This is a genomic window from Actinophytocola sp. (assembly GCF_036002505.1).
Lineage (GTDB): Bacteria > Actinomycetota > Actinomycetes > Mycobacteriales > Pseudonocardiaceae > DASYTH01.
This window is the reverse complement of sequence record NZ_DASYTH010000472.1, coordinates 1-21,377: the sequence shown is the minus strand read 5'-3', so window position 1 is coordinate 21,377 and position 21,377 is coordinate 1. Positions and strand designations below refer to the sequence as shown.

The following is a 21,377-nucleotide window of genomic DNA, read 5'->3' as shown; positions in this document are numbered from 1 at the left end:
GCGCAGGCGTGGAAACACCGGGCCAAGAGGCCGATCAAGCGAGCGGAGCGAGCCCATCAACACTGTCGGTGTTGGGTTCTACCGTGCGCGTGTGACCAGAACGGACCGGTTGTACGCCATCGTCGAGGATCTGCGGGCCGTCTCGCCGCAGCGGCGCAGCGCCCGGCAGCTCGCCGAGTACCACGAGGTCAGTGTCCGCACGATCGAGCGGGACATCGACGCGCTGCAGCAGGCCGGGGTGCCGATCTACGCCGACGTGGGGCGGCGCGGCGGGTACGCGATCGACCGGTCGATGACGTTGCCACCACTGAACTTCACGCCGGCCGAGGCGGTGGCGATCTCGGTGGCGCTGGCCCGGGCCGGGGCCACGCCGCTGGACCGGGCGGCCCGCAGCGCGCTGCGCAAGATCGTCGCGGCGATGCCGGCGCGGGACACCGCGGCCGCGCACGAGCTCGCCGGGCGGGTGCGGTTCACCGTGCCGGCCGGGCACACCGTGCTGCCCACCCCGGTACCGACGATCATCGAGGAGTCCGTGGTGCGCCGGCGGGTGCTGCGGCTGCGGTACCGCGACAAGGCCGGCGTGGAGACCCGGCGCGAGGTCGAGCCGGTGATGTTCCTCAGCACCTCGAAGGGCTGGTACCTGATGGCCTGGTGCCGGCTGCGGGACGACATGCGGGCGTTCCGGATCGACCGGATCGCGGCCGCCGAGGACACCGGCGAGCGGGCGCCGGAGCGGCCGGCCGAGGTCGTCGAGTGCATGCCGGAGCATGTGACCGTGGTCACCAGCCTGCACTGACAAACACCGACAGGGTGCTGTCGCCGAAGGCCGAAATCCTTGGCTCACCAACGAGAACGACCAAGGAGGCAACCATGCTGTCCAGCACGCACGGCTCGATCGGTTGGGTCCAGGTGGGCACCGACGACCCGGAGGGCGCCAAGCGGTTCTACGGCGACCTGCTCGGCTGGCGGTTCGAGCCGGACCCGAACGGCGGCGGCGCCTACGACCTGATCACCTTCCCGGGCGGCGAGGCCTACGGCGGCGGCATCGCGCACACCGGTGGCAACGCGCCCAACCACGCCATCTTCATGGCCGTGGTGGACGACGTCACGGACACCGTCACCCAGGCCGAGCGGCTCGGCGCGAAGATCCTGGTGCCGCCCACCAGCACGCCCACCGGCCTGATCTTCGCCGACCTGCTCGACCCGTCAGGCAACCACTTCGGCGTGTTCTCCGCGCCCACCAAGTAGCCGGGCGCGGACGGCCGCCAGGTCGTCCGCCCTCACCCCGGCCGAGCGCAGGTACGCCTCGGCGTCCACCGCGGCCAGGGTCTCCAGCAGGCAAGCCTCGGCGGTGGTGCCGTGCTTGGCGAGCAGGTCGGCCACCGCGGTGACCTGGTCGGCAACGCCGAGGCGAGCCCACACCGGGCGCAGCCGCTCGTTGCTCAGCGCGTGGTCGGCGACGATGTCCTCGGCGGCCACCCCGGCCAGCGCCAGCAGCATGAGCACCACGAGGCCGGTGCGGTCCTTGCCGACCGCGCAGTGCACGAGCACGCCACCGGGTCCGGCGCGGGCGACGGCGGTGACCGCGGCCGCCACCGGCTGCGGGAACCGGTCCAGGAACGCCTGGTAGTACAGCGGTGTCCCCCACAGGCCGGTCTCCCGGTAGGGGCGCCAGAACTCGGCCTCGCCGTCGTAGTCCTCCAAAGGCGCATACACGGTGGTCAGGCCGGACGGGCGGGGCGCGGTGTCGGCGCCCCGCTCGTCGTCGTTGCGCAGATCCACGACGGTCCGCACCCCGTGCGCCCACAGCGCGTCCCATCCGGCGGCCGTCAGCGCCTCCGGGTTCTCCGAGCGGACCACCGCGCCCCGGCGGATGCGCTCCAGCCCGCCGAGGTCCCGCACGTTGAACAGCCCGTCCCAGCTCAGGTTCCGGTCGACTCCCACGATCTTCAGGACGCCCGCCGCGGGCTGGGGTTGCCAGGTGTGAGCGGCCGGCAATGCGGGTAGGCCCTGCCACGACGACGAGGCGAAGGAGGCACCCGTGACGTTGGCCGGCGAACCGGAGGACGGGCCGATCGGCGACGAGCAGCCCGAGGCGGACGTGCTCGACCAGCGCCGCGAGGAGGCGCCGCCCGACGACCCGGAGTTGGAGCCGATCAGCGAGCTGCCGGTGGAGGCCGACGAGGTCGACGCCCTCGAGCAGCACGTGATCGTGCCGGTCGACGAGTGATTCGACGGAATATCTCGGTGTGGCGCCGGATCGGCGTGTGCCGCACGCGTCGAGGCAATGCGGCACACGCCAGGGATGTGGTCCGGGGTTCGTCCGGCCGGCGGCGCACGAGCATACGCCGGGTACCCGCGTGCACACGGGGTGAAACGTCCCAGCCGGACATCGTGTCTGAGATGCCGAAGAGGTTCGGGCGTCAGGGAATGGGGTATTCGGATCTGGCGCGGACGGAGTCGGAGAGCGAACCGGCACGCCGAACGGATGGGGAGCGGACGATGGACATCACGGAGCGGGCCCGGACCATGGCGCGGCTGCTGGTCAACCTGGTCAGGATCGGCGATCTCGGCGAGGTGTCCAGGATCGTGCGGGCGCTGGCCGAGCCCACCGGCGCACAGCGGGTGCGGTTGCGCCAGATGCTCACCGAGCTGCTGTCCGCCGCCACCGCGATGGTGCTCCGCCAGACCGCCGGCATCGGCCCGGAAGCGGCCATCGTGGTCGATCTTCGCCGGGTCGATGGGTCCACAGTGGACATTGATGAGCTCAGCCCGGAGGTGCGGGCGGTGGTGCGGGCGTTCCTCGCGGAGGTCAACGAGCACAGCGAGGACACCACGGTCCAGCTCGCCCTCGCCCTGCAGGGCGAGCCGGACGGTCTGGTCGACGGGATCCTGCTGGTGCTGTTGTGGACGGTCAGCGCCATGACCTGGTGCGAGCAGCACGACGAGCCGGCACCTCGCTGGCTCAGCACGACCGCGGCGTGAGAGGAGTTGCGATGCGCAACAGGCCGGAGTGGGACGACGACCGCACCCGGCTGGACCTGAACCCAGCCGACGAACCGATCGCCGGCGAACCGGTGGGCCAACCGTTGGTGCGAGACGAAGTCGTCGATCCCCGAATGAGACGGGCGCGCGTGGTGCGCACGGTGTGCGGGGTCATCAACCTGGTGTGCGGCGTGTTCGCCGTCGTGCTGGCCGCGCACGTCGTGCTGGTGCTGGCCGAGGCCAACCCCCGCAACGGATTCGCATCCTTTGTGGACAGCTGGTCGACCGCGGTGTCGCTGGGCCTGCGCGGCCTGTTCACGCCCGACAGCCAGAAGCTCCAGGTGCTGTTCAACGACGGGTTGGCCGCGATCGGGTGGCTGCTCGTCGCCTGGGCCCTGACCTACGCGATCCGGCAGTTCGCGCTGCCGGGACCGGGCCATCCGGTGCGTTACCGCCGCCATGTCGTGGAATAGCAGCAAAAAGGAGGAAGTCGTGACAGTCACCGGTATCATCATGGCGATCATCATCGGTCTGGTCGTCGGCGTGCTCGGGCGCTTGGTGTTGCCCGGCCGGCAGAACATTCCGATCTGGCTGACCATTGTGGTCGGTATCGTCGCCGCCCTGCTGGGCACCGCGCTAGCCCGAGCCATCGGTATCCCGACCGCCACCAGCGGCATCGACTGGCTCGAGCTGATCGTGCAGGTGATCTTGGCCGCGGTCGGTGTGGCGCTGGTCTCGAGCGCCTACGGCCGCCGAGGTATCCGAGGTTGACCTGACACGGTAAGAGAAGGGACGTCTTCGGGGCGCTGGGTGCTCCGAAGGCGTCTTTCACTTCTTCAGCCCCGCGAGTTCGACACCCAGGCAACTGAGTTCGACGCTCGAGCAAGTGAGTTCGACGCCCGGGTCGGATCACGCGGCGGTCCGTACCCGCTCAGTTGCCCGTAGGTACGACTCGGTTGCCCGGGCGTCGAACTCAGTTGCAGGAGCGTCGAACTCGCGGATGTGGGTTCGCTATGGCTGGCTCGGGTACACCGCCGGATCGCCCTGCTTGATCCACACCTGCGGGGTGTCGATCGGGAGGAAGGAGCGGTCGCCGCCGGGTTCCCGGGTGGACGGAACGGAGTCGCCTGCGGGCAGGTGCATGATGAAGTTGACCGGCTTGGTGTCGTCCACGAGCGGGATGTCGTATTCCGCCCAACCGCCCACGATCCGGGTCAGCGGCCACGGGTGGTCCCAGGCGATCTGGCTCAGCACGGCCGGATCCACTGCGTCGCCCCACATGTGCAGGCCCCAGTCGGTGTAGTCGCCGGCCGGCCGGAAGTAGTGCAGCGTGGCCATGGTGGCCGGCGGTCCGGCCGCGCGGACGGTGCGCGCGGCACTGGTCACCCTGGTGCCGTCGGGTTCCACGAGCTTGGCCCGGTACGCGACCGAGGTCCCGGCCGGCAGGTTGAGCGGGGTCAGGTTGTCGAACGCGGTGTAGGCCGGCGAGGTGCTGTCCGTGCCGACCGGCGTCCACGCGCCACCGGCGACGCTGCGCTCGATGCTGACCACGTGGCTGGCCCGCTCCGGATCGGCCACCGCACGCACCTCGACGGTGCCGCGCACGCCGCTGCCCTCGCGCGGCGACTCGATGGTCAGCAGCGGCGCCGGAACGCTGGTGGCGCGGAGGTTGCTGGTCGCGGTGTGGCCCTTGTTGTCCAGCACCACCGCGCGGTACTGCATTCCGGTGCCCGGCCGCATGGTGCTGACGTCGTGGTACACCTGGTAAGGCGCGGTGTCGTCGGTGCCGATCTGCCGCCAGTCGCCGTTCCCCACCTTGGCGTAGAACGTGACCTCGTAGAACGACGAACCGTCCACAGTGGCCTCGACCCGCATCCGGCCGTGCGACTCGGCGGCGGGTTCCGTTGCCGACAACGAGATTCCCGGCGCGGTCCGCGACTCCGGGATCCGGCCGTCCAGCACGTAGACCACAGTGGACAGTGGCGGCACGGTGAGGGCGAGCGTACGGTCGGCCGCCGAGCGCAGCTGGGCCGGCCCGGTTCCGTACACCCGCTGGAAGTTCCGCTTCCCCGCGTACGTCGGAACCGCCACGGTCCGCGCCTGCTCGCTGTTGTTCAGCGCCACCACGTATTCACGCTGCCGCTCCCGGTCGATCCGGGAGAACGCGTACACGCCGTCGCCTGTGGCCAACCGGTTCTGGTGCGCCCCGTTGCGTAGCGCCGGGTTCGCCTCGGTGAGATCCGCCAGCCCGCGAATGGACTGGTACAGCGGGTGCGACGGGTTGAAGTTGGCCACCGCGTGGGTGGAGTCCGTGCCGAGCAGGTCGTCGGCGAGGTACTCGGGCACCCGGCTGGGGAACAGCGTCTGCCGGGCGAGCTGGTCGCCGCCGTTGCCGGTGAAGCCCTGCTCGTCGCCGTAGTAGACCACCGGGTTGCCGCGGGACAGGTACATCAGTTCGTGCGCCAGCCGGTCCCGGCCGAGCCACTCGGCGTCCCCGGCGCCCGGGTTGTCCGCCTTGACGAAACCGCCGAACCGTCCCATGTCGTGGTTTCCGAGGAACGTGGGCAGCTGGTAGACGTTGGAGTCGGCGTCGGTGTACCAGTCGTCCGCGGCGAAGAACGCCTCGAGCTGGCTCGCCGGTGTCCCCCGCGAGGCGAAGTTGCGGGCCGCCTCCTGGAACGGGAAGTCCAGCACCGCCTGCATGGTGTCGGTGGTGGTGAAGTGCGAGGTGAAGCTCTTCGTGGTGTCGAACACCTCGCCGAACATGAAGAACTCGCGCTTGCCGTGCGCCCGGGCGAACTGCAGCACGGTCGGGCCGAACTTCTGCCAGAACTCGTCGTTGACGTGCTTCATCGTGTCGATGCGGAAGCCGTCGACGCCGAAGTCGGCGATCCACCGCTGGTAGATGTCGATCATGCCCTGGACCACGCGCGGGTTCTCGGTGAACAGGTCGTCCAGCCCGAAGAAGTCGCCGTACTGCGAGTTCTCGCCGGTGAACGTGGAATCACCGCGGTTGTGGTAGAGCGTGACGTCGTTGAGCCAGGCCGGCGCCTTGAGGTCCTTCTCGCTGTCGTCGAGCACCGGCGTGTACGGGAACGAGGTGGCCGGGTTCAGGCTCGGGAACGTGTTGGTACCGGCGAAGTCGCGGTCGTCGAAGACCTGGCCGCTCGCCGTCGTGTACGGCGAGACGTCCTTGGAGGTGTAGGACTTCCGCGCGCCCTGCTGGTAGCCGATCACGTCCGCGGTGTGGTTGGTGATGATGTCGAAGTACACCTTCATGCCGCGCGCGTGTGCGGCGTCGACCAGCGCGCGCAGGTCCTCGTTGGTGCCGAGGTGCGGGTCGATCTGGGTGAAGTCGGTGATCCAGTAGCCGTGGTAGCCGGCGGACGGGCCGTCCTCGAGCTGCACCGGCTTGTTCTTGAAGCTCGGCGTCAGCCAGATCGACGTGGTGCCCAGGCCGCGGATGTAATCGATGCGGCTGCGCAGCCCCTTCAGGTCGCCGCCGTTGTAGAAGCCCTTCTTCGTCGGGTCGAAGCCGGACACCAGCGGGTCGTCGGGTAGCCCACCCCGGTCGTTGGCGGTGTCGCCGTTCTCGAACCGGTCGGCCATCACGAAGTAGAAGTTCTCGTCGGTGACCGGCCCGCGCTGGGAGTGCAGCGCGCGCAGCCCGCCGCCATGCCTGTCGGGCTCGGCCGCGGCCGGCGCCGCGGCGAGCGCCGAGACCACCATCGCGGACAGCAGGATGCTCACGGCACGACGCCCGGACATGCGGCCTCCTCGTCGAAGCGAACCGCCGGGCACTATAACCCGCTCGTCGCGCCGCACGCTGCGGCCGAACGGACCCGCTGGCCGGCCTCTTTACCCAAACGCAGTGCCTGACTTGAGTGAGGTCTATCCACAGGACGTGGGCCGGTGTGCGTCGTGGTCGTCGGACCGACCGCTCGGGCGGACCCAGCCCGCCGTCGCGGCCGGTTTGTGGACAGCCCGCACGGGTGAACGGGGCACCCCGGGGTACTCCTCCGCGAGACCCGTGGGAAGGAGCCCCGCATGTTCGCCATCATCGCTGCCGTCGCGTTCGCCATCGCGTTGCTCATCGACCTCGCCAAGGCGGACATCGGGATCGGAGGGAGCACGTTCGTCACGATCGGGTTACTGTGCCTCGCGCTGCACATGGCCGGGCTGGGGGCCGCGGTGCGTGGGCGCCGGTGGAGCTTCCGCAGATAACGCGATCGAGGGACCCGGCCGCCGAGTCAGGTCCACCTGATCGAGTGCGGCGTTAGGCCGTTCCCGTGTAATTACCGTGACCGCGTACCGAACCGACACGCGGAGTGACGGATTTTCCATACCTGCCGGGGGAACGACAGATCTCAACCGCCCCACTAACTTCATTACCGCGGCCGCAAGCAGCAATTTATCTGCTACAACGCGGAGGTCGGCATGATCCTCGGTCTGTTCGTCGGTGTGTTCGGGTGTGGTTGGTGGGCGTGTCACCACTGCTGGTGATCACCGCACCGTGATGTCCCATTAGGTTCCTCCCGACCGTGCCCCGCCATCCGGGCGGGGCACCGTCTTAACCTCTGGGGGTTGACGGGGGCGGCGCCGGCGCGGTTGGTTCGCCCTCGTGCCGGAATTCAGTGTGGACAGGGCGACGATTCCCGCCCTGCAGCGGAGAATGACCCGCGGGCGGTTGACCGCCGTGGAGTTGACCGGGATCTACCTGGAGCGGATCCGCACGCTCGACGAGCGGTTGCACAGTGTGCTCGCGGTCAACCGGTACGCCCGGGCCCAGGCCGCCGGCAGCGACCGGCGCCGGCGGGACGGCCGGCTGCGCGGCCCGCTGGACGGGATTCCCGTGCTGCTCAAGGACAACATCGACACCGCGAGCATGCCGACCACGGCCGGCTCGCGGGCGATGCTGGCCGCCGGGCCGCCGCCGGACGCCACCCTGGTTCGCCGGCTGCGCGCGGCCGGCGCGGTGCTGCTGGGCAAGGCGAACCTCAGCGAGTGGGCCAACTTCCGCTCCCGGGCGTCCACCTCGGGCTGGTCCGCGCTGGGCGGCCAGACCCGCAATCCCCATGTGCTGGACCGGAACCCGTGCGGCTCGTCGTCCGGCTCGGCGGTGGCGGTGGCCGCGTCGCTGTGCCAGGTCGCCATCGGCAGCGAGACCGACGGGTCGATCGTCTGCCCCTCCGGGATCACCGGGATCGTCGGCCACAAACCGACGCTGGGCCTGGTCAGCCGGGCCGGCATGATCCCGGTGTCGGCCGAGCAGGACACCGCCGGGCCGATGGCCCGCACCGTCCTCGACGCGGCGATCACGCTGTCCGTGCTGCAGGGCCGCGACCCCGCGGACCCGGCGACCCTGGCGTACCCGGCGGACCAGCCCACCGACTACGCCGCGCTGCTGCGGCCGGACGCCTTGCGGGGAGCCAGGATCGGACTCTGGCGGCTACCCGCGCTCGGGCCGGCGGTGGCGAAGCTGGTCACCGCCACGGTGAAGCTGCTGCGCGAATGCGGCGCCACCGTCGTCGAGGTCGAGCTGCCGTACCAGGACCGGATCGGTGAGCTGGAGTTTCCGGCGCTGGAGACCGAGTTCCACCGCGATCTCGACGCCTACCTCGGCACCCGGCCCGGCGGCCCGGGCAACCTCGGCGGGCTGATCGAGTACAACCGCGGCGACCCGCTCGAGCAGACCTGCTTCGCCGATCAGGAGGTGTTCGAGCGCTCGCTGGCCGCGCCCGCGCCTGACGATCCCGGCTACCTCGCCGACCGCGCGGAGCTCTCCGACCTGGCCCGGCGCAGCATCGACGAGACGCTCACCGGGAAGCGCCTGGACGCGATCGTCGCCCCCACCAACCCGCCGGCCTGGCTCACCAACTGCGCCACCGGCGACCCCGACGTCTGCCTGAGTTCCACGCCCGCCGCCGTTTCCGGCTACCCCGCGGTCACCGTGCCGGCCGGGTTCGCCGGGCCGCTCCCGATCGGGATCACGTTCATGGCCGGCGGGTTCGCCGACGCGCGGATCCTCGCCTACGCCGCGGAGTTCGAGCGGGTCAGCGCGGCCCGCCGGCCCCCGAGGCTGCGGCCAACCCGGTGAGGGCTCACCGGCGACGAGGGTAGGCCACAATGGGGCACAGCGGCGCGGAGCGCCACGACGAGCGGGTGGGGCCGGGGCAGAGGATGGTCTGCCCGAGGAGCCGGTACGTGCCAAGCCGCCTACAACGGCGGTGGAACGGGGCCCGAGCCCTCACATTCGGTTCAACACTGCACGTCGTCTGTTGAGCCAGTCCCGGTACACCGGCGAGCGCGCGGCGTGCGCCCAGTAGCTGGCCCGGGCCGCCTCGGCGAGCTCCGCGCCGTAGCGGGCCACCGGGCTGCCGGCGCGCACCGCGATCACGTGCCGCAGCTCCGCCGGGGAACCCTTGAGTGGCCGGAAGACCACGCCGTCGCTGGCCGCCGCGGTGGGCTGGAACAGGCCGACCGCCAGGCCGCGGGCGATCAGGTCGCGGGCCACCTGCGAGGTCACCCGGTAGGCGATCTTGGGTGTCATCCCGACCCGGTCGCAGATCTGCCGCAGGTACTCCGCCGACCGCGCGTCCGCGTCCTCGGCCAGGATCCAGCTCTCGTGCGCGAGCAGGGCCAGCTCCACCTCCTGCTCGGCGGCCAGCGCCCGCCGCGACGACAGCGCCACGAACAGTGGCTCGGTGGCGACCTCGTGCACCACCACCTCGACCGGGCGCGGCATCGGCAGGCTCGGGTACTCGGCGAGGATCGCCACCTCCAGTGCGCCGGCCGCGAGCAGCTCGAGCTGGCGCTGCGCGGACGGCTCGGTGCGCATGCTGACCTGGCTCGCCGGCAGCACCTCACGCAGCGCCGCGACCACGGCGACCGGCAGCGGCGAGGCGTGCGTGGCCACCCGGATCTGCGGCGCCGCGGTGTCCTGCCCGCCGGCCAGGATCCGCGCCTCCCGCACCAGCGCGTCCATCGACGGCAGCACGAACCGGGCGCGCTCGATCACGTGCAGGCCGAGCGGGGTGGGCCGGGCGCCGCGCCGGTCCCGGATGAACAGCGCGCCGCCGAACAGCCGCTCCATCCGGTGCAGCTGGTGGGTGAGCGCCGGCTGGGTGAGGCCCAACTCCACGGCGGCCTTGGTGAGGCTGCCGGTGTCGCTGATCGCGCGAACGATCCGCAGGTGCCGGGCTTCCAGCATTCATCGATGTTATGGGCCGAACGCAGGGCAACACGAGGGCCGATCGGGTGTCACCGTTGCCAGTTGGCGCCGGAGAGTTATGCACAATCCAGGTTGGGAGTGGTGGGCCGCCGGGCGGTGTTCGATCCGACCCAGCGAGGGTAGGGCGGAGGCCCTGCCCGAGCGGTCGGACCTAGCGCCCGGCTCTGCCAACCCTGCCACCAGCCCGAACATCGCACGGCACGCTGGCCCACCGCGAGCAACCGGACGGCCGACCACGGTGCCGGCGCAACCAGAGACCTTGTGCAGAACCCCTCCATCGAATGGACACGGAAACCCTTGGGGTTTGACCACACTTCCTACAGTCGTGTCATGGAACTGGAGTTCCGGCACCTGCGCATCGTCTGCGCGATCGCCGACGCCGGCAGCGTGACCCGGGCGTCGACCCAGCTCGGGTTGTCGCAGCCCGCGCTGACCCATCAGCTGCAACGGATCGAGGGCCTGCTGGGCGGGCGGCTGTTCGTCCGCGACCGGCAGGGCGCCCATCCCACCGCGCTCGGCGAGTTCGTGCTCAGCCGCGGGCGCGCGCTGCTCTCGGCGGTGGACAACCTGGTCGGCGACGGGCTGCCGGAGCCGCCGCGCCGCCCGGCGACCCCGCTGGTCCGGTTCGGCACCACGGCGTCCCCGGCCTGCACCGCGGTGCTCGAGGCGGTGCAGGAACACCTGCCGGACGCGCTGGTCACCATGCGCACCGAGGCCAAACCGCGGCGGATGCTGGAGGCGCTCGGCCCCCGGCGCCGGCTCGATCTGGCTCTGCTGGGCGAATACCCACCGCTGCCGCTGGCCCGCCCGGACGGGGTCGAGGTCGCCACGATCACCGAGGTGCCGGTGTTCGTGATGCTGAGCTCGGCGCACCCGCTGGCCGAACGGGACGAGATCGACCTGGCGGATCTCGCCCGGGAGAAGTGGATCCTGCGCCCCGAACGGGAGCAGCGCTGCGCGGAGAACCTGCGCCTGGCCTGCGCCGGCGCGGGTTTCGAACCGCATGTGGCGCACTGGCTCGAGCCCGAGGCCAACCTCGACGCCATCCACCGCGGGCACGGGATCACCATCGCACGGCCCGGCCGCGCGGACACCGACAAGATCGCGGTCCGCCCGCTGCGCGGCTCACCCATGGTCTACCGGGACCTGCTGGCTTGGCCGCGGGACGGCGTCGTCGCCGCGTTCGCCGCCGAGCTGGTCACCGTCGCGGCGCGGGCAACGTGGCAGAAGATGACCGGCGTCGCCGAGCACGCCGCCTGGCTGACCGGCCGGCAGCGGGTGACCGGGTGGGCGTGAGCCGGACGCCCACGCCCACCCGCGGATGGCCCACCGGTCCCCGCGCCCAAAGATCATCACGGCCTGATCACTAAGTTCGCCGGGGCGGTGTGGCCGGAACGCGCCTGGCCACGTCCGAACTTGCCCGAGCGCGCGCCCGTTGGGCACTGCCAGGGATCCCTGCCACCGGTTTATGGATCCGGCCTTCAGGTCACCGGGATGATCGGTGCCGCAACGACTTCACCGTCCTCGATATCCAGGATTCCGATCGTGCCGTGGGGTTGACGGCGGCGGTCGGTGGGCGAGCCGGGGTTGAAGATCCGCACGCCGGCATTGGTCTGATCCATGGGGATGTGCGAGTGGCCGAACACCACGAGGTCGGCGTTCGGGAACCGGCGGCGCATCCGGGCGGCGCGGCCGTCGGCCGGACCGCTGTCGTGGATCATCGCCACTCGCAGGCCGGCCAGGTCCAGCTCGAGGGTCTCCGGCGCGCCCCAGGCGGCCACGTCCGGTCCGTCGTTGTTGCCCAGCACGGCATGGACCGGCGCGTACCCGGCCAGCTCGTCCAGCACGCCGGCCGTGCACACGTCGCCGGCGTGCAGGATGACGTCCGCGTCCCGCAGGTGCTCGGCGACCCGCGGCGGGCATGCCTTCCACCGCCGCGGGGCGTGGGTGTCGGCCAAAATCGCTACCCTCACCGGGTTATCGTGCCTAACCTCGGTTCGGTGCGCACGATCGAGCGGGCCCGCTGGAACGCGGACCTCCCCGAGGTGGTGTGCGAGGTGTCGCGGCGGTGGGGGCTGACCGTCGGCGAACCGTTCCAGCACGACGGGGAGTGCGCCTGGGTCGCACCGGTCCGCGACCCGCACGGCACCCGTCTCGTGCTCAAACTCGGCTGGTACCACACCGAAGCCGCGCACGAGGCGGACGCGTTGCGGCTGTGGGATGGAGACGGCACGGTCCGGCTGCACGCCTCGGCCACCCTCGACGGCACCAGTGCGCTCCTGCTTGAGCGCTGCGAGCCGGGGACGACGTTGAAGCAGGCCATGGCCGAACCCGATCAGGACATCGTCGTGGCCGGCCTGCTGCGGCGGTTGTGGACCAACCCACCGGCCGGCCACCCGTTCCGGCCACTGACCCAGATGTGCGACCTCTGGGCGGACAGGTTCGAGGAGCGGTTCGCGCGCACCCCCGATGTGCTCGACCCCGGGCTGGCCCGCGAGGGCGTGCAGCTGTTCCGCCTGCTGCCCCGGACCGCGGACGAGCACGTGCTGCTCTGCACGGACCTGCACGGCGGGAACATCCTCGCCGCGCGGCGCGAACCGTGGCTGGTGATCGACCCCAAGCCGTACCTCGGTGATCCGGCCTATGACGTGCTGCAACACCTGCTGAACTGCGCGGAGCGGCTAAAGTCCGACCCGCCCGGGATGGCCGCGCGGATGGCGGACCTGCTCGACCTGGACCCCGACCGGGTGGCGCTCTGGTTCTTCGCCCGATGCGTCGTGGAGTCGGTCGGCTGGGTGGAACTGCGCGAGGTCGCCGCCCAACTTGCCCCGTAGGTCGTGTCCCCGCATGGGTTGGCACAGCTCGCGCCGGCCAACCGCACCTCAGGGGACCGTGACGGCGCCCAGCCACAATCAACCCGACAACTGCTCCCTTTCGCTGGAACGCAACGACAGGAGGTAAATTCCGGAGAGGCGGACTAGCCGGCCCCTGGGAGGCGTTCATGCGCGCGAAGCTGACCGTGATCCTCCTGGCCGTGGTGCTCGGCGTTTCCGGGCTGCCGGTGGTGGCCTCGGCCGCGCCGCTTTCCGTTGCGGGCCAACGCAGTGAGTACCTCGGCGCGGTCACGCTGATCACCGGTGATCATGTCACGGTGCGCCGGGTGGGCACCCAGCTGATCCCCGCGGTGGAGCCGGCGCCGGGCCGCGAGCACGTGCATTTCGCCACCGCGGGCACCGGCGACGGGCTGCTGGTCGTGCCGAACGACGCGTGGGCCCCGCTCAACGCCGGGATGCTGGACCGCCGCCTGTTCGATGTGGCCGCGCTGCTGCAGGACGGGTACGGCGATGCGGGCCGCACCGACCTGCCGCTGATCGTCCAGGGCGGGCCGGTGGCCGGCGCCGCGACCGTCGCCGAGCTGTCCACTATGGACGTTACGGCGATCCGCCAGCCCAAGGAGAGCACCGCCGAGTTCTGGAGCGCGCACCGGTCAGGCCGGATCTGGCTGGACGGGCTGCGCAAACCCAGCCTGGACAAGAGTGTGCCGCAGATCGGCGCGCCGACCGCGTGGCAGGCCGGGTTCACCGGGCGCGGCGTGACGGTCGCGGTGCTGGACACCGGTATCGACGACACCCACCCGGATCTTCGCCGGCAGATCGCCGGCAGCCGGAACTTCACCGCGGACGCGGACATCCGAGACACGGTCGGGCATGGAACCCATGTGGCGTCGATCGTCGCGGGCACCGGCCGGGCCTCGGACGGCCGGTTCACCGGTGTCGCGCCGGACGCGAAGCTGTTGGTGGGCAAGGTGTGCCAGGGTGGCGGCTGCCCGGAGTCGGCGATCCTGGCCGGGATGGAGTGGGCCGCGGCGTCCGGCGCGAAGATCGTCAACCTGAGCCTGGGCGGGCCGGACAGCGCCGAGGACGACCCGCTCGAACTGGCCGTGAACCGGCTGACCGCGCGGTTCGGCACGCTGTTCGTGATCGCGGCGGGCAACGACGGCGGCCTCGGCGCGGAGACCGTGTCCTCGCCGGCCAGTGCGGACGCGGCACTCGCGGTGGGCGCGGTGGACCGGCAGGACGGGATCGCCGGGTTCTCCGGGCGTGGCCCTCGGATGCACGACGCCGCGCTGAAGCCGGAGATCACCGCACCGGGCGTGGACATCACCGCGGCCCGGTCCCGGTTCTCCACGCTGGGCAAGCGCGGCGACCGGTACGTGGCGCTCAGCGGAACCTCCATGGCGACACCGCATGTGGCCGGTGCGGCGGCAATCCTGGCCCAGCAGCACCCCGACTGGACCGGGCCGGTGCTCAAGTCCGCGCTGATGGGCGCCGCCACCCCACTGTCCAATATGGATCTTTTTGCGCAGGGCGCCGGACGGGTCGACGTGGCGCGGGTGGTCGGGCAGGGCGGCTACGCGGAGCCCGCCGCGGTCTCCATAGGACGGACGAGCTGGCCGCACGAGGACGACCCCGCCGTGACCAGGACGGTCACTTACCACAACACCGGGAGTTCTCCGCTGCCGCTGGCGCTGACCCTGCCGGACGGCGCACCCGACGGCATGTTCCGCTTGTCCACCAACGAGATCACGGTTCCACCGGGTGGCACGGCGGCCGTGGAGATCACGGTGAACACCGCGGTACCGGCGGACGAGGGCACGTTCGGCACGCACGTCACGGCCACGTCCGGTGCGGGGGTGCGACTGGTCACGCCGGTCGCCGTGGACCGGGAGCCGGAGAGCTACGACCTGACGCTGCGGCCGGTCGACGAGTCCGGCGCGGCCACGGACGCGCACTTCTCGTTCGTGTTCGGCGTGGACCGGGCGCGGTTCCGCCCCGTGCCGAGCTTCAGCGGTTCCGGCACGCTGCGGGTGCGCCGCGGCCGCTACCACGTGGACGCCACGATCAGCACGGCGCGCCCGGACGGGAACGTCAACTCCAGCAAGATCGTGCACCCCACCGTGGACGTCACCGCCGACACCACGCTGGTGCTGGACGCCCGCGCCACCCGGCCGATCGCATTCACGTTCGACCGCCCGGGCGTCGAGCCGCGCGCGGTGTCCGCCATCTACAGCCGGTCCACGCCGGAGAGCGCCCTGACCACCGGCGTGCTGGGCGACACGTTCGAAAGAATCCACATCGGACAGGTCGGGGATCCGTTGCCGCGCACCGACCTGATCTCGAGCATCAGCGGCATGTGGGCGGTGCCGGACGGCTCCGGCGACGTCACCCGCAGCACCGTGACCTACAACCTGGCGTACTTCGACTACGGCGTCCTCCCCACCGGGTTCGCCCGGCACATCGCCGACCGCGACCTGGCCGAGGTGCGCACCACGTACCGTGCCCAGGCCGACCGCAAACGCGCCACCAAGCTCTGGATCGCCCGCGAGCCGGAGCTCGGCGTCGCCGCCGGCCAGGGCATCGGCTTCCGCCTCCCGCTGACCCGCACCGAGTTCCACAACGTCGACGGCCTCGCCTGGTCCGGCGAGCTCCAGCAGTGGTCCTTCGTCAAACGCCAGGTCCACACCGAAACCATCCTCACCGGGGGCGTGGTGTCCCAGTCACCCGGCCAGACCTACACCGACGACTGGAACTCCGCCGTGTTCGGCCCCGGCTTCGGCGACGGCGAGTTCGCCGCCCGCTTCGGCGACCAGCTCGCGCTCAACATCCCGATGTACGGCGACGCCGCTTCCGACCGCACCGGTATATCCGAAGTAGACTCCGGCAGTACCGTGCTTTTCCTTGACGGCACCAAACTCGGCGAAACCGCCCTGCCGGGCTCCGGCCAGTTCGACGTGCCCCCCGAGCTCGCCAGCTACCGCCTGGAAACCACCGCCACCCGCGCCGACGTCTCCGACCTCTCCACCAGGATCACCTGCGTCTGGACCTTCACCTCCGCGCACCCACCCGGTCCCGACCCGAAAGCCACCGGCAAAGGCAAAGGCGGCAACGCCCTCCCCCTGATGACCGTCCGCTTCGCCCCACCCGACCTCAACCCGCACAACGAGATCCGCGCCGCCACCGTGCTCGTCCCGGTCACGGTCCAACGCCAGCTCACCGCACCCGAGGCCACCGTCACGGCGCTGTCGGTCGACGTCTCCTTCAACGACGGCCGCACCTGGCAACCCACCCCGGTGGCAAACGGCGCCGTCCGGATCACCCACCCGTCCGGCACGCACTACGTCTCACTGCGCGCCCGCGCCACCGACTCGGCCGGCAGCACGGTGGAACAGACGGTCATCCGGGCGTACCGCAGCGTCTAGCTTCACAAGGTTGTCGGTCGAGCCGGCTAGTGTCGCGCCATGACGAGCGTTTCGCCTGACTACACCCATGTCCGCAAGCTTCTGTCCGCCGGGGACGGCCTCGACCTGCCCGGCGTCCGGCTCAAGTGGTACGACCTCCACCGCGAGGATCTCGACATCGGCGACCACGTCCGGAAGGAGGCGCGCGAGTTCCTCCGGGCGGAGATCGGTGGGATCACGCCGAGGGGCGAGCTCGGCTTCGCGATCCTGCACCGCGTCGGCGACGCCTACCTCCTGCTCGTCTCGACCTGGTTGAACGACAACGAACTGTGGGAGACCGTCTACCTCAAGGACGCCGGCGACTTCGAGCTCATGCCGTTCCCGGAGACGGCCAAGGGCACCTACTGCGTGTGGGAGCTGGGCGCCATCCTCCACGAGCAGCAAGCCTGGATCCGCTACCTCTTCTCCCCGCGCGACACCGACGCCGCCCACGCCTACCTCGCCGACCGCCACCCCGGCGGCCCGATCTGACGCCCGTCCGTCAGACCCCGGAGAGCAGCGACATGTCGAGCTCGGGGTAGAGCGGGTACCGCTCCAGCAGGCTGGTCATCCGCGCGCGGGCGGCGTCGTGCACCTTCTCGTCGAGGGTGAACTTGGCTTTGCTGAGGCCTTCCTTGGCGGGGGTGGGCTCGACCGCGGCCAGCACGTCGGCGATGACGTCGGCGATCTCAGCGACCTCCGCGCGGCCCATGCCGAGGGTGGTGATCGCCGGGGTGCCGAGGCGCAGGCCGCTGGTGTACCAGGGGCCGTTGGCGTCGAAGGGGAGGGAGTTGCGGTTGAGGGTGATGCCGACGGAGCGGAGCGCGGACTCGGCCTGGCGGCCGGTGATGCCGTGGCTGGCGGCGACGTCCACCAGCACGATGTGGTTGTCGGTGCCGCCGGTGAGCACCTCCACCTTGCGCCGCAGCAGCTCCTCGGCCAGCGCCTGGGAGTTCTCCACGATCCGGGCCGCGTAGTCGGCGAAGGACGGCTCGGACGCCTGCCGGAACGCGACCGCCTTCGCCGCCATCACGTGCCCGAGCGGGCCGCCGAGCACCAGCGGGCAGCCCTTGTCCACGGTGTCGGCGAACTCCGACTGGCACAACACGAAACCACCGCGCGGGCCGCGCAGCGTCTTGTGCGTGGTGCTGGTCACCACGTGCGCGTGCGGCACCGGGTCGTAGTTGCCGGTGAACACCTTTCCGGCCACCAGCCCGGAGAAATGAGCCATGTCGACCATGAGCACCGCGCCGACCTCGTCGGCCAGCTCGCGCATCCGGGCGAAGTCGATGCGCCGGGTGTAGGCGCTGTAGCCGGCGAGCAGAATCAGCGGCCGCACCTCGTGCAGCTGAGTGCGCAACGCGTCCAGATCGAGCAGCTTCGTCTCCGGGTCCACTGTGTACGAACGCGCGTCGAACAGCCGCGCCGAGACGTTGAACCGGTAGCCGTGCGTGAGGTGCCCGCCGGAGTAGTAGTCCATGGCGAGCAGCCGCTGGGTGGGCAGCAGCGCGCGCAGCTCCGCCCACTCCTCGTCGGTCATCGCGGAGACGTTGGCGCGCCCGAACTTCTCCAGCAGCGCCCCCTCCACCCGCTGGGCGAGGATGGCCAGGTACCCCACCAGGTTCGCGTCGATCCCGGAGTGCGGCTGCACGTAGGCGTGTTCCGCGCCGAACAGGTCCTTCGCCAGCTGCGCGGCGCGCGACTCGATCGCGTCGACGTTGTCGCAGCCGGCATAGAACCGGTGCCCGGGATAGCCTTCGGCGTACTTGTCGGTGAGCAGGTTCCCCATGGCCTGCTGGACCGCGAGCGAGCTGAAGTTCTCGCTGGCGATAAGTTTCACGTTGGACCGCTGGTCGGCCAGCTCGCGCACGATGCTCGCGGCGATCTCCGGCTCGACCGAGCGAACCGAGTCGAGCGCGGCGTAGAACGCCAGCGCCGCCGGGTCCGGCGTCGTCCCGGCCAACTTCCCCAGGTACCTGCTGATGATCAACTCGCCACTGGACATCGTGTCGATGCTTCCTCACGCTCGTCGGACCCGCTTCACCCACGTCGCAGGTCGCCAAGCCTACGCGGGGCGTTTCAGGGACGCCTCGAGGCGAGCAGGGTGCGCCGGTACGGGTAGGCGGTGCGGGTGACCCGGCCGAGCAGGTCGGCCGGGGTGGCGTAGTCCCACACCTGCTGGTCGTCGAGCAGGAACGGTGGTGCGCCGGGCGCGTCCTGCCGGAACAGCGCGATGGGAACGTCGCCGGCGACCGCGGCACCCAGCTGGATGTACACGTTGGGGTCGTCACCCGAGATGTCCGCCAGCACCAGGGCCGCGCCGCACACCGCCCGCAGGATCTCGCGCTGCACGGCGTCGCCCCTGACGAACTCACCCAGCACGCAGGGCAGCACCGTGACCGCCTCCACGAGCTCGCGCGCGGTCCGCCGCAGCTGCATCCGCTGGGGGTCGAATTCGGTCGCGTAGAACACGTACGGCGACCGGGCCGGCACGCGCCAGTCGTCGCGGAGCGTCTCCGCCAGCCCGGTCAGCGTGCCCGAGTCGGCGGCCTCCGGACCGGGCAGCGTCACCAGGCCACCGCGCCGCCGCACCTCGGGCGCCAGCTCGACCCGCGGATCGGCCACCACAAGGCACGGCAAGCCGCGCGCCTGCGCCAACTCCCACTCGCGCAACACATACCTGCTGGTCCGCTGCGGCCTGTTGGCCCGGTACGGCAGCACCGCGGCGAACGCGCCGCAGGTCTCGATGACGCCGCCGACCCGGGCCTCCACCCACGACGGCTGGTCCTCGCAGTCGCCGATGAGCTGGAGCCCGGCGTTGGCCAACGCCAACATCACCACCTCGGCGAGCGGTACGTCACTCACCTGCCAGCCGCGGCCGAAGTACACGTTGCGCCCATTCGTCGCGTCGAAGGTGGCGGCCGGTTGGTACAGCCCCTTCAGAATTCCGGCCGCCGATTCCAGGTCGGGCCCGTCCGCGCCGAGCGGGATGTTGCTGTAGTTCTGCAGAAACCCCGGCGGCTCGACATCGTCGAGTCGCACCGGGATGATCCGGAACTCGGGGTACCGGGTCTGATGGTTGATCGCCAGGTTGAACTCCTGCTGCACCCACCCCCTGCGGACAGACTCCTTGCACAGCAACAAAATCAGCGACCGGCTCCGCTCGATCGCCTCCGGCAGCGCCGCCGCCTCGGTCGCGCCCGGCGGCAGGTTGACCGCGTCATACCAGACCGGCGCATCGACCACGTCCCGCAGCCACCCGGCCAACCGGTCCGCATGCTCCCGGTCGACATGCGCATGACTGAGAAACGCATGAAACGGCCGTTTCCCGACGGGCAACTCAGGCACGCGGACGACACTATCCGAGCCGGCAAACGGCCGTCGGTGCCGTCAGTGAATTCAGGTGGCGCCACAACTCGTTCTAGACGGGAACCCGCGGTCTGGGCGGGGGGCTCGGCAGCCGCTGTGGGCGGGCGCGGGAGGCGTAGTGCGCGGCGCCGACCGCTCCGGCGATCGCCAGGACGAAGCCCGTGACCGCGGCGGTGCCGAAGCCGAGCCGCACCCGGTCGTCGAGATAGGCCACCCCGACGAGCGAGGACACCGCCGTCTGGGTGGTGAACATGATCGCGTTGACCGCGGTCGCGCTTCCCTTCTGCAGGGCCATGGCGAACACCACGGCCGCGGTTAGTCCATTGAGGACGATCGCCCACACCGACGGCTCCAGGACGAGCCGCAGCGGCGAGTCCGGAACGGCCAGCGTTCGCGCCGAGACGCCGACGACGCAGAACCCCAGGCCGGCACCGAAGGCCAGCACCGGCGCCGCCCAGGAGCGGCTGTGCCGCCTGGCGTACCAGGCGATCATCGCCACCGGCACCGCGATGCCCAGCAGGATCCACCGCCATCCCGGCGGCAGGGCCCGCGCCGGGCTCGGTTCGGCAGAAATCCCGAGCAGGATCAGACCCGCCGACCCGGCAGCCAGCGCCACCCACCCGGCCGCGGCGAGCCGCGTGCCCATGAACGCCGCGATCGTGGCCGTCACCCCGACGCTGAACGCCAGCATGGACTGAACCAGGAACAGCGGCAGCCGGTGCAAAGCCGCAGCAGCACAGAGAAACCCCAGCACGTCCACCGCTAGACCGACGAAGTAGATGTACTGGCGGCGCAGCCCGACCAGGTCAAGGCAGCGGCCGCCGTACAACCCGGCGCGGCGGACTCCCAGGGACTCCAGAATCGACCCACTGCCCGACGCCAGAGCCGCGAGAACGGCGAAGAAATATCCGATGGCGGCCCCCTGGGGTCAGTCGACCGGCGCCGAGGGCGGTTCGCCGTCAAGACCCAGCATCGACAGCAGCCGCCGGCAGTCCTCGGCGTCGACGGCCTGCTGGGCCACCGTGCGTGCGGCCTGCCCACGCTGGGCCAGCAACTGAAGCCGCTCGTGGGCCCGAGCCGTCTCGAACGCGTTCTCCCGCCCGGTGCCGGTCTGCCATACCCGGGTCATCCGGCTCCTCGGTCTCATTCCGTCGATCACCGGCTCCACCCGCTCGCTGAACGCCCACGCGGCGATGGCCTGTGTAGCGAGCTCACCTGACGCCCGCGAGCAGGTCACTGACCCGGTCGACGTTGTCCTGGCTGGCCGCGGTCATCGACACGGATCGGGCGATGTCCGGGGCCGTCGCCGGCGGCACGACCATCAGGATGATCCGACCTCGATCGGCATCGATCACGTCGACGGTGTCCGCGCCCTGAAAGCGGAACCCGCCCAACCGCACCAGGCGTCCGCCGACCTCGACCTGCCCGTCGACCGCGGCCCATCCGCCAAGGTTGTAGGACACCCGCCGGATCCGGCCCAACCGCGCCGCGAGCCCCGCGAGCCCCGCCGGCAGC

Annotated in this window: 21 protein-coding genes; 12 read left to right on the top strand and 9 right to left on the bottom strand. The window is 70.9% G+C overall.

The features are described from left to right. Nucleotides 1-91: 91 nt before the first annotated feature. Together VGR06_RS41650 and VGR06_RS41645 are read left to right on the top strand one after the other, a co-directional pair. Nucleotides 92-796: a helix-turn-helix transcriptional regulator gene (locus tag VGR06_RS41650; protein WP_327564775.1), complete on the top strand. Its 705-nt coding sequence runs from the start codon at nucleotides 92-94 to the stop codon at nucleotides 794-796. Nucleotides 797-870: 74 nt separating this feature from the next. Further along, nucleotides 871-1,248 carry a VOC family protein gene (locus tag VGR06_RS41645; RefSeq protein WP_327564774.1) on the top strand — a complete coding sequence of 126 codons (378 nt, stop codon included), beginning with the start codon at nucleotides 871-873 and terminating at the stop codon, nucleotides 1,246-1,248. Here VGR06_RS41645 and VGR06_RS41640 read toward each other — a convergent pair. Then, a complete protein-coding gene (locus VGR06_RS41640) occupies nucleotides 1,207-1,944 on the bottom strand; it encodes a tyrosine-protein phosphatase (protein ID WP_327564773.1) in 738 nt (245 codons plus the stop codon). The two genes, VGR06_RS41645 and VGR06_RS41640, sit on opposite strands and share 42 nt — an antisense overlap. Before the next feature lie 97 nt (nucleotides 1,945-2,041). Between VGR06_RS41640 and VGR06_RS41635 the strand changes: the two genes are divergently transcribed. The 4 genes from VGR06_RS41635 (at nucleotide 2,042) to VGR06_RS41620 (ending at nucleotide 3,756) form a co-directional block, all read left to right on the top strand. Next, entirely contained in the window at nucleotides 2,042-2,230 is a 189-nt protein-coding gene (locus VGR06_RS41635) for a hypothetical protein (protein ID WP_327564772.1), read from the top strand. Between the two features lie 272 nt (nucleotides 2,231-2,502). Then, nucleotides 2,503-2,985, top strand: coding sequence for a hypothetical protein (locus tag VGR06_RS41630; RefSeq protein ID WP_327564771.1), 483 nt, complete (start codon nucleotides 2,503-2,505; stop codon nucleotides 2,983-2,985). Nucleotides 2,986-2,996: 11 nt separating this feature from the next. Continuing rightward, entirely contained in the window at nucleotides 2,997-3,458 is a 462-nt protein-coding gene (locus VGR06_RS41625) for a hypothetical protein (protein WP_327564770.1), read from the top strand. A gap of 19 nt (nucleotides 3,459-3,477) precedes the next feature. Beyond that, nucleotides 3,478-3,756, top strand: coding sequence for a GlsB/YeaQ/YmgE family stress response membrane protein (locus tag VGR06_RS41620; RefSeq protein ID WP_327564769.1), 279 nt, complete (start codon nucleotides 3,478-3,480; stop codon nucleotides 3,754-3,756). Between the two features lie 240 nt (nucleotides 3,757-3,996). On the opposite strand, the gene VGR06_RS41615 is transcribed toward VGR06_RS41620, so the two are convergent. Next, nucleotides 3,997-6,753 (bottom strand): alpha-amylase family glycosyl hydrolase, encoded by a 2,757-nt coding sequence (locus VGR06_RS41615; protein ID WP_327564768.1) that lies wholly within the window; start codon nucleotides 6,751-6,753, stop codon nucleotides 3,997-3,999. A 279-nt stretch (nucleotides 6,754-7,032) separates the two neighbouring features. On the opposite strand from VGR06_RS41615, the gene VGR06_RS41610 reads away from it, so the two are divergent. Together VGR06_RS41610 and VGR06_RS41605 are read left to right on the top strand one after the other, a co-directional pair. Next, complete coding sequence (locus tag VGR06_RS41610; RefSeq protein ID WP_327564767.1) at nucleotides 7,033-7,209, top strand: hypothetical protein; 177 nt, start codon at nucleotides 7,033-7,035, stop codon at nucleotides 7,207-7,209. 397 nt (nucleotides 7,210-7,606) lie between these two features. After that, the gene (locus tag VGR06_RS41605; RefSeq protein WP_327564766.1) at nucleotides 7,607-9,082 is read left to right on the top strand and encodes an amidase; all 1,476 of its coding nucleotides are present in this window, start codon (nucleotides 7,607-7,609) and stop codon (nucleotides 9,080-9,082) included. 150 nt (nucleotides 9,083-9,232) lie between these two features. On the opposite strand, the gene VGR06_RS41600 is transcribed toward VGR06_RS41605, so the two are convergent. Continuing rightward, entirely contained in the window at nucleotides 9,233-10,195 is a 963-nt protein-coding gene (locus VGR06_RS41600; protein WP_327564765.1) for a LysR family transcriptional regulator, read from the bottom strand. A gap of 351 nt (nucleotides 10,196-10,546) precedes the next feature. On the opposite strand from VGR06_RS41600, the gene VGR06_RS41595 reads away from it, so the two are divergent. After that, nucleotides 10,547-11,512, top strand: coding sequence for a LysR family transcriptional regulator (locus tag VGR06_RS41595; protein ID WP_327564764.1), 966 nt, complete (start codon nucleotides 10,547-10,549; stop codon nucleotides 11,510-11,512). Between the two features lie 185 nt (nucleotides 11,513-11,697). Here VGR06_RS41595 and VGR06_RS41590 read toward each other — a convergent pair whose 3' ends face one another. Next, nucleotides 11,698-12,189, bottom strand: a complete 492-nt coding sequence (locus VGR06_RS41590; RefSeq protein ID WP_327564763.1) for a metallophosphoesterase family protein — start codon at nucleotides 12,187-12,189, stop codon at nucleotides 11,698-11,700. A gap of 27 nt (nucleotides 12,190-12,216) precedes the next feature. On the opposite strand from VGR06_RS41590, the gene VGR06_RS41585 reads away from it, so the two are divergent. The 3 genes from VGR06_RS41585 to VGR06_RS41575 all read left to right on the top strand — a co-directional run bounded on the left by VGR06_RS41585 (nucleotide 12,217) and on the right by VGR06_RS41575 (nucleotide 16,985). Beyond that, nucleotides 12,217-13,050: an aminoglycoside phosphotransferase family protein gene (locus VGR06_RS41585; protein ID WP_327564762.1), complete on the top strand. Its 834-nt coding sequence runs from the start codon at nucleotides 12,217-12,219 to the stop codon at nucleotides 13,048-13,050. A gap of 167 nt (nucleotides 13,051-13,217) precedes the next feature. Then, on the top strand, nucleotides 13,218-16,475 hold the full coding sequence (locus VGR06_RS41580; protein WP_327564761.1) for a S8 family peptidase: 3,258 nt from the start codon (nucleotides 13,218-13,220) through the stop codon (nucleotides 16,473-16,475). Between the two features lie 39 nt (nucleotides 16,476-16,514). Then, nucleotides 16,515-16,985: a hypothetical protein gene (locus VGR06_RS41575; protein ID WP_327564760.1), complete on the top strand. Its 471-nt coding sequence runs from the start codon at nucleotides 16,515-16,517 to the stop codon at nucleotides 16,983-16,985. A 10-nt stretch (nucleotides 16,986-16,995) separates the two neighbouring features. Here VGR06_RS41575 and VGR06_RS41570 read toward each other — a convergent pair whose 3' ends face one another. The 5 genes from VGR06_RS41570 to VGR06_RS41550 all read right to left on the bottom strand — a co-directional run. Further along, a complete protein-coding gene (locus tag VGR06_RS41570) occupies nucleotides 16,996-18,498 on the bottom strand; it encodes a glycine hydroxymethyltransferase (RefSeq protein WP_327564759.1) in 1,503 nt (500 codons plus the stop codon). Nucleotides 18,499-18,572: 74 nt separating this feature from the next. After that, entirely contained in the window at nucleotides 18,573-19,841 is a 1,269-nt protein-coding gene (locus VGR06_RS41565) for a toll/interleukin-1 receptor domain-containing protein (protein ID WP_327564758.1), read from the bottom strand. 73 nt (nucleotides 19,842-19,914) lie between these two features. After that, nucleotides 19,915-20,691: a hypothetical protein gene (locus VGR06_RS41560; RefSeq protein ID WP_327564757.1), complete on the bottom strand. Its 777-nt coding sequence runs from the start codon at nucleotides 20,689-20,691 to the stop codon at nucleotides 19,915-19,917. A 99-nt stretch (nucleotides 20,692-20,790) separates the two neighbouring features. After that, nucleotides 20,791-20,991, bottom strand: a complete 201-nt coding sequence (locus VGR06_RS41555) for a hypothetical protein (protein WP_327564756.1) — start codon at nucleotides 20,989-20,991, stop codon at nucleotides 20,791-20,793. A gap of 82 nt (nucleotides 20,992-21,073) precedes the next feature. Then, nucleotides 21,074-21,377 (bottom strand): DUF5994 family protein (locus VGR06_RS41550; RefSeq protein WP_327564755.1); only part of this gene is annotated, 304 nt, incomplete at its 5' end.

What these genes read in the sequence shown, in the direction of transcription:
- VGR06_RS41630 (WP_327564771.1), top strand. Translation starts at nt 2,503, where the DNA reads ATGGACATCACGGAGCGGGCCCGGACCATGGCGCGGCTGCTGGTCAAC.
- VGR06_RS41555 (WP_327564756.1), bottom strand. Translation starts at nt 20,991, where the DNA reads ATGACCCGGGTATGGCAGACCGGCACCGGGCGGGAGAACGCGTTCGAG.
- VGR06_RS41645 (WP_327564774.1), top strand. Translation starts at nt 871, where the DNA reads ATGCTGTCCAGCACGCACGGCTCGATCGGTTGGGTCCAGGTGGGCACC.
- VGR06_RS41575 (WP_327564760.1), top strand. Translation starts at nt 16,515, where the DNA reads ATGACGAGCGTTTCGCCTGACTACACCCATGTCCGCAAGCTTCTGTCC.
- VGR06_RS41600 (WP_327564765.1), bottom strand. Translation starts at nt 10,195, where the DNA reads ATGCTGGAAGCCCGGCACCTGCGGATCGTTCGCGCGATCAGCGACACC.
- VGR06_RS41595 (WP_327564764.1), top strand. Translation starts at nt 10,547, where the DNA reads ATGGAACTGGAGTTCCGGCACCTGCGCATCGTCTGCGCGATCGCCGAC.
- VGR06_RS41615 (WP_327564768.1), bottom strand. Translation starts at nt 6,753, where the DNA reads ATGTCCGGGCGTCGTGCCGTGAGCATCCTGCTGTCCGCGATGGTGGTC.
- VGR06_RS41610 (WP_327564767.1), top strand. Translation starts at nt 7,033, where the DNA reads ATGTTCGCCATCATCGCTGCCGTCGCGTTCGCCATCGCGTTGCTCATC.
- VGR06_RS41570 (WP_327564759.1), bottom strand. Translation starts at nt 18,498, where the DNA reads ATGTCCAGTGGCGAGTTGATCATCAGCAGGTACCTGGGGAAGTTGGCC.
- VGR06_RS41580 (WP_327564761.1), top strand. Translation starts at nt 13,218, where the DNA reads ATGCGCGCGAAGCTGACCGTGATCCTCCTGGCCGTGGTGCTCGGCGTT.
- VGR06_RS41625 (WP_327564770.1), top strand. Translation starts at nt 2,997, where the DNA reads ATGCGCAACAGGCCGGAGTGGGACGACGACCGCACCCGGCTGGACCTG.